The 14,312-nt window shown below is 60.2% G+C and carries 13 protein-coding genes; 6 read left to right on the forward strand and 7 right to left on the reverse strand.

The features are described from left to right. Positions 1-110 precede the first annotated feature (110 nt). Positions 111-368: a hypothetical protein gene (locus C1X29_RS00250; RefSeq protein WP_007950964.1), complete on the forward strand. Its 258-nt coding sequence runs from the start codon at positions 111-113 to the stop codon at positions 366-368. 49 nt (positions 369-417) lie between these two features. Here the strand turns inward: C1X29_RS00250 and C1X29_RS00255 are convergent, their stop codons facing one another. The 3 genes from C1X29_RS00255 to C1X29_RS00265 all read right to left on the reverse strand — a co-directional run bounded on the left by C1X29_RS00255 (position 418) and on the right by C1X29_RS00265 (position 2,093). Further along, complete coding sequence (locus C1X29_RS00255) at positions 418-1,035, reverse strand: FKBP-type peptidyl-prolyl cis-trans isomerase (RefSeq protein ID WP_007950965.1); 618 nt, start codon at positions 1,033-1,035, stop codon at positions 418-420. A 128-nt stretch (positions 1,036-1,163) separates the two neighbouring features. After that, a complete protein-coding gene (locus C1X29_RS00260) occupies positions 1,164-1,469 on the reverse strand; it encodes a DUF6482 family protein (RefSeq protein ID WP_074691490.1) in 306 nt (101 codons plus the stop codon). Positions 1,470-1,604: 135 nt separating this feature from the next. Continuing rightward, a complete protein-coding gene (locus C1X29_RS00265; RefSeq protein WP_007950967.1) occupies positions 1,605-2,093 on the reverse strand; it encodes a TIGR00645 family protein in 489 nt (162 codons plus the stop codon). A gap of 162 nt (positions 2,094-2,255) precedes the next feature. Here C1X29_RS00265 and C1X29_RS00270 point away from each other — a divergent pair, with 162 nt between their 5' ends. Continuing rightward, the gene (locus tag C1X29_RS00270; RefSeq protein ID WP_102716617.1) at positions 2,256-4,085 is read left to right on the forward strand and encodes a hypothetical protein; all 1,830 of its coding nucleotides are present in this window, start codon (positions 2,256-2,258) and stop codon (positions 4,083-4,085) included. A 21-nt stretch (positions 4,086-4,106) separates the two neighbouring features. On the opposite strand, the gene C1X29_RS00275 is transcribed toward C1X29_RS00270, so the two are convergent. Together C1X29_RS00275 and C1X29_RS00280 are read right to left on the reverse strand one after the other, a co-directional pair. Beyond that, positions 4,107-4,436 (reverse strand): hypothetical protein, encoded by a 330-nt coding sequence (locus C1X29_RS00275; RefSeq protein WP_007950969.1) that lies wholly within the window; start codon positions 4,434-4,436, stop codon positions 4,107-4,109. 243 nt (positions 4,437-4,679) lie between these two features. Beyond that, positions 4,680-7,118: a Lon protease family protein gene (locus C1X29_RS00280; RefSeq protein ID WP_102716618.1), complete on the reverse strand. Its 2,439-nt coding sequence runs from the start codon at positions 7,116-7,118 to the stop codon at positions 4,680-4,682. 301 nt (positions 7,119-7,419) lie between these two features. Between C1X29_RS00280 and C1X29_RS00285 the strand changes: the two genes are divergently transcribed. From C1X29_RS00285 to C1X29_RS00300, 4 genes are all read left to right on the forward strand, one after another. Next, positions 7,420-7,908 carry a DUF3015 domain-containing protein gene (locus C1X29_RS00285; protein ID WP_007950971.1) on the forward strand — a complete coding sequence of 163 codons (489 nt, stop codon included), beginning with the start codon at positions 7,420-7,422 and terminating at the stop codon, positions 7,906-7,908. A gap of 92 nt (positions 7,909-8,000) precedes the next feature. After that, on the forward strand, positions 8,001-9,854 hold the full coding sequence (locus C1X29_RS00290) for a DUF4105 domain-containing protein (RefSeq protein WP_102716619.1): 1,854 nt from the start codon (positions 8,001-8,003) through the stop codon (positions 9,852-9,854). An 84-nt stretch (positions 9,855-9,938) separates the two neighbouring features. After that, positions 9,939-10,295, forward strand: coding sequence for a hypothetical protein (locus C1X29_RS00295; RefSeq protein ID WP_007950973.1), 357 nt, complete (start codon positions 9,939-9,941; stop codon positions 10,293-10,295). A gap of 70 nt (positions 10,296-10,365) precedes the next feature. Then, positions 10,366-10,860 (forward strand): GreA/GreB family elongation factor, encoded by a 495-nt coding sequence (locus C1X29_RS00300; RefSeq protein WP_102716620.1) that lies wholly within the window; start codon positions 10,366-10,368, stop codon positions 10,858-10,860. A 10-nt stretch (positions 10,861-10,870) separates the two neighbouring features. Here C1X29_RS00300 and gdhA read toward each other — a convergent pair whose 3' ends face one another. Then, the gene (gdhA, locus tag C1X29_RS00305) at positions 10,871-12,208 is read right to left on the reverse strand and encodes an NADP-specific glutamate dehydrogenase (protein WP_085747705.1); all 1,338 of its coding nucleotides are present in this window, start codon (positions 12,206-12,208) and stop codon (positions 10,871-10,873) included. 193 nt (positions 12,209-12,401) lie between these two features. Next, entirely contained in the window at positions 12,402-14,066 is a 1,665-nt protein-coding gene (gene ettA, locus C1X29_RS00310) for an energy-dependent translational throttle protein EttA (protein WP_007950976.1), read from the reverse strand. Positions 14,067-14,312: the final 246 nt, after the last annotated feature.

Consider the following 14,312-nt stretch of genomic DNA (forward strand, 5'->3'; position numbering starts at 1 on the left):
TGACCTTACGCATTCTTTACCCGCAAAAAATCACAAACCGCCAATAGGCGCTTGCTATTTGACGAATAAGAATTATTCTCATTGAAACCCTTTCAATGGAGATGAGACCCATGACTTATTTGATCGACGCCTGGCTGGATCGCCCGCACCCGTACCTCAGGATCCTGCATCGGGAAACCGGTGAAGTCTGCGCCGTACTGGAAGAAGAAGCCCTGCACGAGTTGCAGGATCAAGGGGATCTGGACGTCAGCGGCCTGAGTTCCAGCGAGCCCTTGGTGCTCAAGGAGCTGGTGCGCAATCTGTTCCTGTTCTGCTATGCCCGGGCCTTGCGCCCGACCAGTGAACTGCACAACAAGATCGAAGTATGAGATCGGCGGAGAAACCCTGCACAAGCCACGCTTGTGCAGGGTAACGGGATTACAGAACGTCGAGCAGCTCGACGTCGAACACCAGAACGCTGTGCGGCGGGATGCTGCCAACGCCTTGAGCGCCGTAAGCCAGTTCGCTCGGCACGTACAGACGCCATTTGCTGCCGGCATTCATCAGTTGCAGGGCTTCGGTCCAGCCAGCGATAACGCCGCCCACCGGGAATTCAGCCGGCTGGCCACGCTCGTAGGAGCTGTCGAACACAGTGCCGTCGATCAGCGTGCCGTGGTAGTGAGTACGCACGGTGTCTTCACGGGATGGCTTGGCGCCTTCACCTTGAGTCAGCACTTCGAACTGCAGGCCGGAAGCCAGGGTGGTGATGCCTTCTTTCTTGGCGTTTTCAGCCAAAAATGCCAGGCCTTCGCCAGCGGCGGCTTCAGCCTTGGCAGCGGCTTCGGCTTGCATGATCTCGCGGATCACCTTGAAGCTGGCGGACATGGCTTCCTGGCTTACACGGCTTTCCTTACCGGCGAAGGCGTCGGTCAGGCCGGCCAGGATGGCGTCCAGGCTGACACCCGGTGGCGGGTTGTCGCGCAGCTGGTCACCCAGCTGACGGCCGATGCCGTAGCTGACGCGGGTTTCGTCGGTGGACAGATTTACTTCGGACATGACACTGCTCCGCTGTGCGGACGGCCTCAGGACATGCCGTGCGTACACAGCGCGTCCCGGCGCGCCCGGAACCAAAAGGGCGAGCAGACTAGCACAGATGTTCCGGCATTGATCAGGCCCCGGGGGGCCTACAGCGCGGATCGCCAGGCCAGCGGCACCTTCAGGCTTTCTTCGCCACTGGCACCAAGACCGCACATTTCATCGTGCACCGAGGTGTGCACCAGGTTGAACGGCAGTACCGGCAAGTTATGCAGCACATCCCGGGCATGCTCGACCGAGCGCAGCGTCAGCATTTTCCCCTGCGGATCGCTCAGCGGATACGCCGCACCATGCATCCGGGCCTCCAGCAGATAGATCCCGCCTTCCATGGAGATCAGGTTCAGTTCGTCGACCTTTCTGGCGACGGCAAACGCATTCAACTCTTGCAGGTTCATAAACGCACCTCACGCGGTGGCGAGCCTTGAGACCTACAGGGATAGGCCTTGGCCGATCAAAGCACAAGCCACAAACGACACCGCCCGTCTGTTTCGCAACAGACGGGCGGTTTTGTTACAGCAATCGTCAGCTCATCAGTGCTTGGTGAGCTTGTCCAGATAACCCATGGCAAACGCCGAGATCACGAAGGTCATGTGGATGATCACGTACCACATCAGGTGCTCGGGATCGACGTTCTTGGCATCCATGAAGATCCGCAGCAGGTGGATCGAGGAGATCGCCACGATCGACGCCGCCACTTTCATCTTCAGCGACGAGGAGTCCATAGTGCCCAGCCAGCTGAGCTTCTCTTTGCCTTCATCGATGTTCAGCTCGGACACGAAGTTTTCGTAGCCGGAAATCATCACCATCACCAGCAAGCCGCCAACCAGCGCCATGTCGATCAGCGACAGCAACACCAGAATCAGCTCGGACTCGGCCATGGAGAAGACGTTGGGAATGACATGAAACACTTCCTGGAAGAATTTCAATGCCAGCGCCAGCAGCCCGAGGGACAGCCCGATGTAGATCGGCGCCAGCAGCCAGCGCGTGGCGTACATTGCATTTTCGATAAAGCGTTCCATTGACTCTCACACAAGAAGGGTTGAAATCGGCGGCGAGTATACCAGCCGCCCATGACAGCCAGAAACCGCCCGGAAATCCGCCACCTGCGTGTGTGTGTCAAAGTTTTTCTGCTAGTGTCCAAACCATTGACAGCCCAGCGACAGTGCACAGGAAGACTGGAAATGGATGTGCGATTGCCGATATCGACTGCCGGAATTTGTTTCGCCCTGTTGCTTGGCGGGTGTTCGCCCGGCGATGAAAAACCCGCCGTCAGTCTCGAAGAAAAGACTGCGCAGTTCGAGCAGTCGCTGGACGCCATCACCGACCCCAAACTCAAGGACGCCGTAACCGAACTCGGCGGCTCGCTGCTGTTGCTCGAACGCGCCCAACAGAAGCTCGACAACAAACCGACCCGGACCGAATACGGCGAAGACGCCCTCGGCGTACTCCGGCATTACCCGACACCCCAGGCGCTGGTCGACACGTTCATCAATGGCCTGTTCGTGCTGCACAAGGATTCCAGCTCCGATTACCTCACCGATCTGCAACCGGTGTTCCCCTTCGTGCTCAACATCCCCGGCGGCTTTCTGTTCCCCCATGGCGTGGAGTGGCACTCGGTCACCCTGAGCAACAAACGGGTGATCGCCTATCAGCCGGAATGGTCGGAAACCGATCCGGGCATTCAGTTGAGTCCGTCCAGCTCCAACGTCACCAACCCCGATGACCTGACCGTCACCTACCCGTTCATCGAAGGGCTGAATGTCGACAAGAAGAACCTGCCGCGTCCGGTCAGCCTGCAAGGCCAGGTGGAAGTCATCGCCCCGAAACGCCTGCACAGTTTCAATCTGGATAAAAAGGACGTCGGCCAGACCCGCTCCGACGGCAATCTCAGCGTAACCCTGCTGAAACTGGACACGCACTACGCCGAACTCGAGTTCAGCAACCAGCTGGCGCTCGCCCCGGAAGTCGCCAACATCCGACTCAATCCGTTGATCGTCCAGGCCCGCGACTCGACGGGCCAGTATCTGGTGCGTGCCGGCGCCATCAACGAAAATCCCGAGCAGGTGGCGTTCTATCAAAAACAGCTGGCGTACCTGCAACAGCAAAAAGCCTGGAGCGAGACGCTCGAAAAGAAGCTGGACGATGAACAACAGGCCTTTGAACAGCAGCATCCGCGCCACTACAACAAGGTGTACTTCAACGGCCCGATCGACAGCCTCGAAGTCAGCCTGCTGGATTTTTCCGAAGCGACCGTCACCCGCAAAGCTCTGGATCTGCCCGTGCGCGAATTCGATCCGCACACCACGGAAAAAACCGTTCAGCCGCTCGACCTGCCGATCACTGTCTACGACGATCAGGCGCCCGAATGGCTCAAAGGCGCGTCCCTGACTGAAGAACAGCTGAAAAGCGGCGTTCATATCCGCCAGTCGGTTGAAGAGCCGAGCGCCGCGCGCATCGAATTCGACCACCGCAAAACCTTCAACGATGAAATGCTCGGCGACGACTTCAGCCCCGGCGAAAGCCCGGTGACGTTCTTCACGAAAAAGCACAACGGCAAACTCGACGAGCCGATCGAACTGCCGCCCGAGGCGTATCAGGTCGATCCACTACAGGCGACCATCACCTACGACCTGAACCTGTTCCCGGAAACCCCGGCGATTGCCGTCGGCTCGATGCCCTTGTTCCTGGCCACGGTGGACAAACAGGCTTATGAAGCCAAGGCCCTGCCCAAGGGTCTGGAAATCAGGAACAACGCGTTGGTGGTGGATTTGAAGCGATACCCGGCCAACGAATGGCGATTCTTCGTCAAGGACGACAGCGGTCATTATCTGAAACAGATTCTGTCGGTCAGCCACGACGCGAGCGCCGAAGGGCCGGCGTTATTCGGCGTGCATTATTTCTACGGCCGTCCGACGCGCGTGGAAACCTACCAGCGAACCGACCTCGCCACCGTGCAATACGGCTTTGAGGTCAAACTCGACAAGGCGCAGACCCAGGGCGCTGCGCCCTGATCGGCGCTGATGATCGGTACTCTAGTGATCGAAAGTGCCGATACTGCGTCCGCGCCCACCGTTGATCTGCCGCAACTGCGCCTGCAGATGCAACGACCAGATCTGTGGATCATTGGCCAGCTCATAGCCATGCATCGTCAGGCTTTCAACGATGGTGTCGAGAATCGACTCGGCGGCGATCGGCCCGTGAAACGGGCCCTGGGCCTTGATGGCGGAAGGTTGTTCACCGGCCATGCCGGCGGCGAAGAGCAACGTCCACATGCCGTTATCGCCGGCCAACGGCTTGATGGCGCATTCGATACGGGTCACGAGACCCAGGCATTGACGGGTAAGGCAGAGGTTGCGCGACATGGCGGCGACCCTCGGTAAAGCCGGTGTTCAGCCCTTGCTGAAGAGCTGTTTCGATCCAGTGATACTGTCGATGTCCTTGAGCAGAGAATAGAAGAAAAGTCCGCCGCGCAAGCCGCACAGAACCAGAAGGCGCCGAATGGTCATTGTGTGAATATTGACGCCAGAGTGATGGCACTTTTGCCGACGTTCGCGACAAAACAAAAACGGGAGCACTAGGCTCCCGTTTTTTGAAGGCTGCCTGGCTTACGCCGGCTTGGCCTCCGCCAGCGCCTCCTGCGCCAGTTCCTTCTCGGCTTCTTTCAGATCCTCTTCGCTGATCATCTCGGCAATCACCCGCAGACGCTCCACCACCCGCGCGTTGACGCTGCCTTCCGGGAATTCACCCTCTTCGTTCGGCTCACCGGCCGGCTCGCCCACCAGCAGGCTCAACGCTTCGTCGGCCTGACGCACCGCATAGACGTGGAACTGCCCGGCACGCACCGCCGCCAGCACCTTCTCATCGAGCATCAAGGTGGCGACGTTGGCCTGCGGAATGATCGCGCCCTGCTCGCCCGTCAGCCCGCGTGCTTCGCAGAGACGGAAGAAGCCTTCGATCTTCTCGTTGACCCCGCCCACTGCCTGCACTTCACCGAACTGGTTGATCGAGCCGGTAATCGCGAAGCATTGCTTGAGCGGGGTTTTCGACAACGCCGAAATCAGCGTGCACGCCTCGCCCAGCGACGCACTGTCGCCATCGACGTAGCCGTAGGATTGCTCCAGCGCAATGCTCGCGGAAATCGCCAGCGGGAACTCCTGGGCGTAACGGCTGCCCAGATACCCGGTGAGGATCATCACGCCCTTGGAGTGGATCGGCTGACCGAGGTTGACCTCGCGCTCGATGTCGACGATGCCGCTGCCGCCCGGGTACACCGTGGCGGAAATCCGCGCCGGCACACCGAACGCCGAGTCGCCGACTTCGAGCACGGTCAAACCGTTGCATTTGCCGACCGCCGCGCCGTCGGTGTCGATCAGAATGATCCCCGCCAGCATGTCGTCGAGAATCCGCGCCGACACCCGCCCCGTGCGGGTGGCCTTGGCCTTGAGCGCACGCTCGATGTGGCCGGCATCGGTCATTTCATCGTTGGCCAGATGCCGGATGAAATCCGCCTCGCTGACCAGCTGGAACAGATCGCCGATCCGCGCCGACAAACGCCCCTGGTGCTCGGCCAGACGCGCGCTGTAAGTCGCCAGACGCGCCACCGCGTCGGCGGTCAGCGGCGCCATGCCTTCTTCCGAAGTACGGGTTTTCAGCAACTGGGCGAATTGCTCCAGGCTTTCGTCGACCATCGGGATGTCTTCGTCGAAGTCCACCAGAACGCGGAACATCTCCTGGAAGTCCGGATCTAGGTCCTGCAGCGTGTAATACAGCTGACGGGCGCCGATGATGATCACTTTGACCTGCAACGGAATGTGCTGCGGGTTGAGCGTCACGGTGGCGAAACGGCCCATCTCGCCCAGCGGCGATTCCATCTTCAGCTTGCGCGATTGCAGGGCGCGCTTGAGCGCATCCCACACGAACGGCTCGCCGAGCATTTTTTCCGCTTCAAGGATCAGGAAACCACCATTAGCGCGGTGCAGTGCACCCGGGCGCAACTGGCGATAGGTGGTGTAGAGCGCGCCCTGATCGGTGGTGTACTCGATACGGCCGAACAGGTTTTCGTAGGTCGGATGCGGCTCGAACACCACCGGCGCGCCGCCGCTGGCCGGATGACCGACCACCAGGCTCGGCGCGTATTGCTCTTCCAGCAGCTTGCGGGCGACGGCGTCGGTCTTGCTGTCATCGACCAGTTGCTCGACCACGGTTTTCAGCAGATAGACCTGCATCGCTTGCAGGTAACCGCAGACGGCAGCGTTTTCCGCGTACTTCTCCGACAGCGGTGCGAGCAAGGGCTGCAAGGCCAGGGTGATGGTTTCTTCGTTGAGCTGACGCAGTTGGTTGCTCGACTCGCGCTTCCACTGCGGCAGGCTCGCCAATTCTTCGTTCAGGCGTTCTTCGAGACCGGAAATATCGTCGTGAAAGCGTTCGCGCTCGGTTTCCGGCAACTGGGCGAATTCGGCTTCGTCCAGCGCCTTGCCTTCAAGCATCGGGGTGAAGGCGATGTTGCTGCTGTCGCGGTACAGGGCGACGTCTTTTTCCAGGGCCAGACGTTCGATGACGTCCAGCGCCTTGTCGTAGCGCTGGTTGAAGGCGCGGTCGATGGCGCTCTTCTTCTGCTGGTAGGACGGGTGTTCGAACACCGCAGGAAAGGTCGCCAGCAGGTTATCGATCAGGCCGTTGATATCGCCGATGAAGGCACCCGCGCTGCCCGACGGCAATTCCAGGGCGCGGGGCTCGCGCGGCTCATCGAAATTGTTGACGTAGACCCAGTCCGCCGGGGTCTGCAGGCGTTTGCCTTCGGCCTTCAAGTAGCGTTTGACGAACGAGAACCGGCCGGTGCCGGGCTCGCCCATGACGAACACGTTGTAACCGGGGCGTGGCATGGCCACACCGAACTGCAAGGCTTCGACCGCACGTTCCTGGCCGAGCACACCGCGAAAGGGCTCCAGATCATTGGTGGTAGTGAAGCTGAACTGTTCAGCGGAAAACGGACGGGTCAGCGCTTCGGGCGCTAGACGCAAGCTGGCAGCAACAGGATCAGGCATCGGGCTTCCTTAACAATCAGGCGGGGCAGATAGCGGCATTCTGGCGCTGCCCGAGCCCCACTGGCAAGGCGCGCCACACCACAAAGCATAGACAACCGGCCAACCATGACCCAGCCCCAGTGAAACCGGGGTTATCACCAAATCTTTTGTAAAAAATCACGGAACCCCGGGAACGTGCCTAAACTCCAAACTGCGCGGCTGGAACTAATACCGGCCCACTGGCTTCGTTTTGATCTGTTTCGTACAGAGCTTGGGGGGCCAGAACCCTGTCCATTGGTATGCACATAAAGAGAACAAAGCTATGAAACGGATTCTTCTCGGTACTCTCTTCACCGCTGTATCCATCAACGCAATGGCGCAAGCTCCAGGCGGCCCGGATTGCGGTTGGGGCAACATGCTGTTCGAAGGTCAGCGTGGCACTCCGGCTCACTTCCTGGCATCCACCACCAACGGCACCTCCGGCAACGCCACGTTCGGCATGACGTCCGGCACCAACGGTTGCTCCACCAACGCTTCGCTGACCTATGGCGGCAAATCCTGGTTTGCCATGAATGGCATGATGAACGAGCTGTCCGAAGACATGGCAAAAGGCAACGGCGAAGCGCTGACGACCTATGCCGTGGTACTGGGCGTGGCGCCGGAAGACCGTGCGCACTTCGCCGCCGTCACTCACGAGCACTTCCAGCAGATCTTCAGCAAGGCTGACGTGACCGCCGAAGACGTGCATACCAACACCCTGGCCGTTCTGAAGGCAGACCCACGTCTGGCCAAGTACGCGACTCAGGCTTAAGCTCGACCCACCCGCTTCTTTCGGGAAGCGGGTTTTATTTTTTCGGCCCGCCCTCCTTGGGTCTTTGTTTCTTTCGACTTAAGTTGCCATTTATGCTCAAACGCCTTGCCTGGTTGGCGCTGTGTGTCTGCGCCCCGCTGTCCGCCGCGCCTCACATCGACCCTCAACGTTTGCAGCAACTGGCCAACGACCGCTTCTGGATTTCCCTCGGTCATTACGAAACCGCCAAGCTCGGTGGCTGGCGCAGCTACGTCAGCGACAAAAAATTCTTTCTTGCCCCCGATGGCAACGAACACCCCGACCACGAACTGGCCGCCACCGTGCAAGCGCTGTACGCCCCGGCCAGTCTCGGTGAGCAACACGCCCAGTGCGTTTACCCGGCACGCACCCGCTGGTTGAAAGATCAACTCAACCTGACCGGCTTGCCGACGCCGGACTGCGCCGAATTCAAGAAGTGGTTCAAGGACGTCTCGCCCCACAGCGCGGTGATGATTTTCCCGGCGGCCTACCTCAACAGCCCGTCGTCGATGTTCGGCCACACCCTGCTGCGCATCGACCAGGCTGACGTGCAAAGCGACAAGACTTCTCTGCTCAGCTACGCGATCAACTTCGGCGCCTACATCGAAGGTTCGGACAACAGCATCCTGTACGCGTGGAAAGGCCTGATGGGCGGGTATCCGGGGCTGTTCGCGCTGGTGCCCTATCAGGAAAAACTCTCGGAATACCGCAGCCTGGAAAACCGCGATCTGTGGGAATACCGGCTCAATCTGACGCAAGCCGAAACCGCGCGAATGGTCGAGCATGTGTGGGAGTTGAAGCAGATCCAGTTCGACTACTTCTTCTTCGATGAAAACTGCTCCTATCGCCTGCTGGAACTGTTGCAGGTGGCGCGCCCGAGCCTGCGCCTGACCGAGCAATTCCCGCTGACGGCGATCCCCACCGACACCGTCAAAGCGGTGAAGGAAGCCGGGCTGGTCGAGCACATCGAATACCGCCCGTCCCGCGAGCGCGAACTGCTCAGCCGCGCCGAGCCCCTGAGCGGCGAAGAACAGGACTGGGTGCTGAAGGTCAGCGCCGATCAACAGCAACTTCAGGACCCGGCCTTCAAGGCCCTGCCTCGGGATCGCCAGGCGCTGATTGTTGACGCGGCGTATCGGCTGGAGCGCTACCGCGCCAATGGCCAGGAGCGTGATCCACAGCGGGCGCAGCGCAGTTTCGAACTGCTGCGGGCGATCAACAAGAACCCGGCGCCGGAGCTGCAAATTCCACAACCGGGTCTGCCCGAGGACGGCCATGAATCGCGCACCTGGCAGGCCGGTCTCGGCACTCGGGGTGACCGCGCATTCGGCGAGTACGGCTTGCGCATGGCCTATCACGACCTCAACGACAACGCCGAGAGTTTCCCCCTCGGTGCGCAGATCGAAATCCTGCAGATGAAGCTGCGCCAGTACGAAGGTAATCACTGGCAATTCCAGCAACTGGATCTGGCGACCATCCGCTCGCTGACGCCGCGCAACGCGCTGTTGCAGCCGTTGTCATGGCAAGTCACCGGTGGTCTTGAACGGGTTCCGGGCAAGCACGATGACGAGACGTTGGTCAGCCACGTCAACGGTGGCGGCGGCGGCACCTGGGCGCTGGGTGACGATGTGCTGGGGTTCGCCCTCGGTACGGTGCGCGTTGAACACAACAATGATTTCGCCGAGTTCGTTTCCCCCGCCGGCGGTTTCAATACCGGCGTACTGTGGAAAAACCCGTTGGGCAATCTCAGCCTGGAGGCCAAAGGCGATTACTTCTTCAATGGTGAAGTGCGCCGTAGCCTGAGTCTGAACCAACAGTGGGAACTGTCGCGCAACCTCGGCCTGCGCCTGAGCGCCCAGCGCGAGTTCAGCCATCTGGCCACGCCGGAAACCGAGGTGATGCTGGAAGTGAAGTGGTATCACTACTGAGGTTTTGATCTTTCTTTCACGCCCCATCGACGAATCCGCTTCTAGACTTTCCCTATCAGCCGTTTGACGGCCGGGGAGAGTGTGATGTGGCGGTGTGCGGTTTTTGCGGGCGTGTTGCTGTTGCTGGGCGGCTGTCAGAGCACCCACGAAGATCTGATTGCCAAGGGTTATCCACCGGCGTTCGCCGACGGTTTCGATGACGGTTGCATCAGCGGTCGTCAGGCGGCCGGCTCGATCAGCGGCGAGTTTCGCAAGAACGTGCCGCGTTATCTCAAGGACAAGCAATACGCCGAGGGCTGGAGCGACGGCTTCCGCCAATGTCAGGCGATGCTGGAAAACAAGGATCGCGAACAGTATCGCAACGAACACTGGGACGAACGCGAGCGCGCCTGGCAGCAGGAAAAGGATCAGGGCGCAGCGCGGGCCTATCGTTCACAGTAGGTCGCTTCCAGACATCCAGCGAAACCTTTTGCCTGCGACCATGGCCCAACGGCTATAACAGGAGCCCATCATGAGTCGCGCCTTCGTCAACGAAGACAATGCCGCTGCGCAAGCCGATCAGCCGGTCGAACGGCAGGTCAGCACGCAGCCCAATTACGTCACGCCGCAAGGACTTGCCCAGTTGCAGGCGAAACTCGCCGAACTGCAAACCCTGCACGCCGAACAGTCCGCCAAGGGCGAACAGGCCGACAAGCAGCGGCTGGCCGATCTCGAACGGGATTTGCGTTATTTCAATCAACGGGTCGCCAGCGCTCAGGTCGCGCCGGCCCCGACGTCGAACGACAAGGTGCAGATCGGCAGTTGGGTGACCTACGCCGACGAACACGACACCGAGCGTCGGGTGCAACTGGTCGGCGAAGATCAGGCCGATGCCGCCAACGGGCTGATCAACTGGGCTTCACCGCTGGGCCGTGCGCTGCTTGGCGCGCGGCTCAACGATGAAGTGCTTTGGCAGCGCCCGGCCGGTGATCAACTGATTGAAGTGATCCGCATCGAGCGCTCTTGAGCACCGTTGCTTAAACCACGCCTTGCGCCAGCATCGCGTCGGCGACTTTGACGAAGCCCGCGATGTTCGCGCCTTTGACGTAGTTGATCCGGCCGTTTTCCTCACCGTAATGCACGCAGGCGTGGTGGATCGACTGCATGATTCCGTGCAGCTTGCTGTCCACCTCGCCGCCGGTCCACAGCAGGCGCATGGCGTTCTGCGACATTTCCAGACCGCTCACCGCCACGCCGCCGGCATTCGATGCCTTGCCCGGCGCGAACAGAATGCCGGCTTCGATAAAGAGATCCACAGCCTCGAGGGTGGTCGGCATGTTCGCGCCTTCGGCCACGCAGATGCAGCCGTTGCGCAGCAAGGTGCGGGCGGATTCCGCGTCGAGTTCGTTCTGGGTCGCGCATGGCAGCGCGATGTCGCACGGCAACGACCATGGCAATTGACCGGCGCGGAACTCCAGGCCGAATGCCGCCGCCAATTCGCTGATCCGTCCGCGCTTGACGTTCTTCAGTTCCAGCAGCGCCAGCCACTGTTCTTCGCTCAGGCCCGCCTCGCAATAGAGCGTGCCTTCGGAGTCGGACAGGGAAATCACCTTGCCGCCCAGGTCCATCACTTTGCGAGCCGCGTATTGCGCGACGTTGCCGGAACCGGAGATCGCCACGCGTTTGCCTTCGACGGTCTGCTCGCGGCGCTTGAGCATTTCCTCGGCGAAGTACACGCAACCGAAACCGGTGGCTTCCGGGCGGATCAGACTGCCGCCATAGGTCATGCCTTTTCCGGTCAGCACGCTGGTGAACTGGTTGCTCAGGCGTTTGTACTGGCCGAACAGGAAACCGATCTCCCGTGCGCCGACACCGATATCACCGGCCGGCACGTCCACATCGGCACCGATGTGGCGGTACAGTTCGCTCATGAACGCCTGGCAGAAACGCATGACTTCGGCGTCGCTCTTGCCCTTCGGATCGAAGTCCGAACCGCCCTTGCCGCCGCCCATGGGCAATGAGGTCAGGGAGTTCTTGAAGGTCTGTTCGAAGGCGAGGAATTTCAGTACGCCCATATTCACCGAAGGGTGGAAGCGCAAACCGCCCTTGTACGGGCCGATGGCGCTGTTCATCTGGATGCGGAAACCGCGATTGACCTGAACCTTGCCCTGATCGTCGACCCACGACACGCGGAACACCACCGCCCGCTCCGGCTCGCAGATGCGCTCCAGAATCCCCGAGGTCAGATAGTGCGGATTGGCTTCGAGAAACGGCCACAGGCTGCGCAGGACTTCTTCGACGGCCTGGTGGAATTCGGGTTGATCCGGATCGCGTTTTTTCAGACGGGCGAGGAAGGATTCGACGGATTCGATCATGGGAAAAGTCTCGGCAGATTTGTTGTCGTTGGAAGCGATTGAGCCGGACTGTAACAAACGACATGTACACAGCAACAGACAAAAATGTCGCATTTATGAAAACAAATAGTACACAAGGTATAAAACAGCCTGCATTGCAGGCAAAAAAAAGCGGAGCCCGAAGGCTCCGCTTTTTCATGCAACCAACCCGTAATCAGGCCAGTTTCTTGTGGCGTACCCGGTGTGGCTGGGCCGCTGCTTCGCCGAGGCGCTTTTTGCGATCGGCTTCGTACTCGGTGTAGTTGCCTTCGAAGAACACCGCCTGCGAGTCGTCTTCGTACGCCAGGATGTGAGTCGCGACGCGGTCAAGGAACCACCGATCGTGAGAGATCACAATGGCAGCGCCCGGGAAGTCCAGCAGGGCTTCTTCCAGGGAACGCAGGGTTTCAACGTCGAGGTCGTTGGACGGTTCGTCGAGCAGCAGGACGTTGCCGCCCTCCTTCAGGGTCAGCGCCAGGTGCAGACGACCGCGCTCACCACCGGACAGGTCCTTGACGAACTTCTGCTGATCGCCGCCCTTGAAGTTGAAACGACCGACGTAGGTACGCGACGGGATCTCGTAGTTGCCGATGCGGATCTGGTCGGAACCGTCGGAGATCTGCTGGAACACGGTCTTGCTGCCGTCCAGGTCTTCGCGGCTCTGATCCACGCAGGCCAGTTGTACGGTTTCGCCGATTTCGATGCTGCCGGAGTCCGGGGTTTCCTTGCCCATCAGCATGCGGAACAGGGTCGACTTACCGGCACCGTTACCGCCGATCACGCCGACGATGGCGCCTTTCGGCATGGAGAACGACAGATTGTCGATCAGCACGCGATCGCCGTAGCCCTTGGTGACGTTCTTGAATTCGATGACCTTGTCGCCCAGGCGCGGACCGGCCGGGATGTAGATCTCGTTGGTTTCCGAACGCTTCTGGAATTCCTGCGACTGCATTTCTTCGAAGCGTTGCAGACGTGCCTTGGATTTCGACTGGCGGGCCTTGGCGCCTTTGCGCACCCACTCCAGTTCTTCCTTCATGGCTTTTTCGTGGGCCGATTGCTGCTTGGATTCCTGGGCCAGACGATCGGACTTGGCTTCCAGCCAACCCGAGTAGTTGCCCTCGTAAGGAATGCCCGCGCCGCGGTCGAGTTCCAGAATCCAGCCGGCAACGTTGTCCAGGAAGTAACGGTCGTGCGTGATCGCTACCACAGTGCCCGGGAAGTCGTGCAGGAAGTGTTCGAGCCACGCAACGGAGTCGGCGTCCAGGTGGTTGGTCGGTTCGTCGAGCAGCAGCATGTCCGGGGCGGACAGCAGCAGACGGCACAGGGCCACACGACGTTTTTCACCACCGGACAGGTGCTCGACCTTGGCGTCCCAGGCCGGCAGACGCAGCGCATCGGCGGCGACTTCCAGCTGGCGCTCCAGGTTGTGACCGTCGCTGGCCTGCAGGATCGCTTCGAGCTTGGCCTGTTCGGCGGCCAGCTTGTCGAAGTCGGCATCCGGGTCGGCGTAAGCGGCGTAGACCTCGTCCAGACGCGCTTGCGCATCCTTGATCACGCTGACCGCTTCCTCGACCACTTCACGCACGGTCTTGGTCGGATCCAGTTGCGGCTCTTGCGGCAGGTAACCGATGTTCAGTTCCGGCATCGGGCGCGCTTCGCCTTCGAACTCGGTGTCGACGCCGGCCATGATTTTCAGCAGCGTGGATTTACCCGAACCGTTGAGGCCGAGTACGCCGATCTTGGCGCCGGGGAAGAAAGACAGCGAAATGTTTTTCAGGATTTCCCGCTTCGGCGGAACAACTTTGCCCAGCCGATGCATGGTGAAGACGTATTGAGCCATGGAGAACCTTGGGTCAGTGACAGATGAATGATTGGAGCGCAGGCGATGCCCGGCCAGACCGATGCGCGTCGTTCACTTGATGGTCATCAATGCGTGCGCGCTGAAAAAGTCTGAGTCTAGGAGCTGGAACGCTCCCGCGTAACCGGCAAAGCTACCTGAATGACCGGTGGCAGTCCAGCCGAGTGGGGCTGGCACTTCGCCACAACTCAAGGCATGCTAGCCGCCCTTGGGCGTCCGGCTTATAGT

Origin of the sequence: Pseudomonas sp. GW456-12-10-14-LB2 (assembly GCF_002884345.1) — a bacterium.
Taxonomy (GTDB): Bacteria; Pseudomonadota; Gammaproteobacteria; order Pseudomonadales; family Pseudomonadaceae; genus Aquipseudomonas; species Aquipseudomonas paraglycinae.

Excerpts from the sequence above, each read along its gene's own strand:
- C1X29_RS00250 (WP_007950964.1), top strand. The coding sequence starts at position 111 with ATGACTTATTTGATCGACGCCTGGCTGGATCGCCCGCACCCGTACCTC.
- C1X29_RS00255 (WP_007950965.1), bottom strand. The coding sequence starts at position 1,035 with ATGTCCGAAGTAAATCTGTCCACCGACGAAACCCGCGTCAGCTACGGC.
- C1X29_RS00260 (WP_074691490.1), bottom strand. The coding sequence starts at position 1,469 with ATGAACCTGCAAGAGTTGAATGCGTTTGCCGTCGCCAGAAAGGTCGAC.
- C1X29_RS00265 (WP_007950967.1), bottom strand. The coding sequence starts at position 2,093 with ATGGAACGCTTTATCGAAAATGCAATGTACGCCACGCGCTGGCTGCTG.
- C1X29_RS00270 (WP_102716617.1), top strand. The coding sequence starts at position 2,256 with ATGGATGTGCGATTGCCGATATCGACTGCCGGAATTTGTTTCGCCCTG.
- C1X29_RS00275 (WP_007950969.1), bottom strand. The coding sequence starts at position 4,436 with ATGTCGCGCAACCTCTGCCTTACCCGTCAATGCCTGGGTCTCGTGACC.
- C1X29_RS00280 (WP_102716618.1), bottom strand. The coding sequence starts at position 7,118 with ATGCCTGATCCTGTTGCTGCCAGCTTGCGTCTAGCGCCCGAAGCGCTG.
- C1X29_RS00285 (WP_007950971.1), top strand. The coding sequence starts at position 7,420 with ATGAAACGGATTCTTCTCGGTACTCTCTTCACCGCTGTATCCATCAAC.
- C1X29_RS00290 (WP_102716619.1), top strand. The coding sequence starts at position 8,001 with ATGCTCAAACGCCTTGCCTGGTTGGCGCTGTGTGTCTGCGCCCCGCTG.
- C1X29_RS00295 (WP_007950973.1), top strand. The coding sequence starts at position 9,939 with ATGTGGCGGTGTGCGGTTTTTGCGGGCGTGTTGCTGTTGCTGGGCGGC.
- C1X29_RS00300 (WP_102716620.1), top strand. The coding sequence starts at position 10,366 with ATGAGTCGCGCCTTCGTCAACGAAGACAATGCCGCTGCGCAAGCCGAT.
- gdhA (WP_085747705.1), bottom strand. The coding sequence starts at position 12,208 with ATGATCGAATCCGTCGAATCCTTCCTCGCCCGTCTGAAAAAACGCGAT.
- ettA (WP_007950976.1), bottom strand. The coding sequence starts at position 14,066 with ATGGCTCAATACGTCTTCACCATGCATCGGCTGGGCAAAGTTGTTCCG.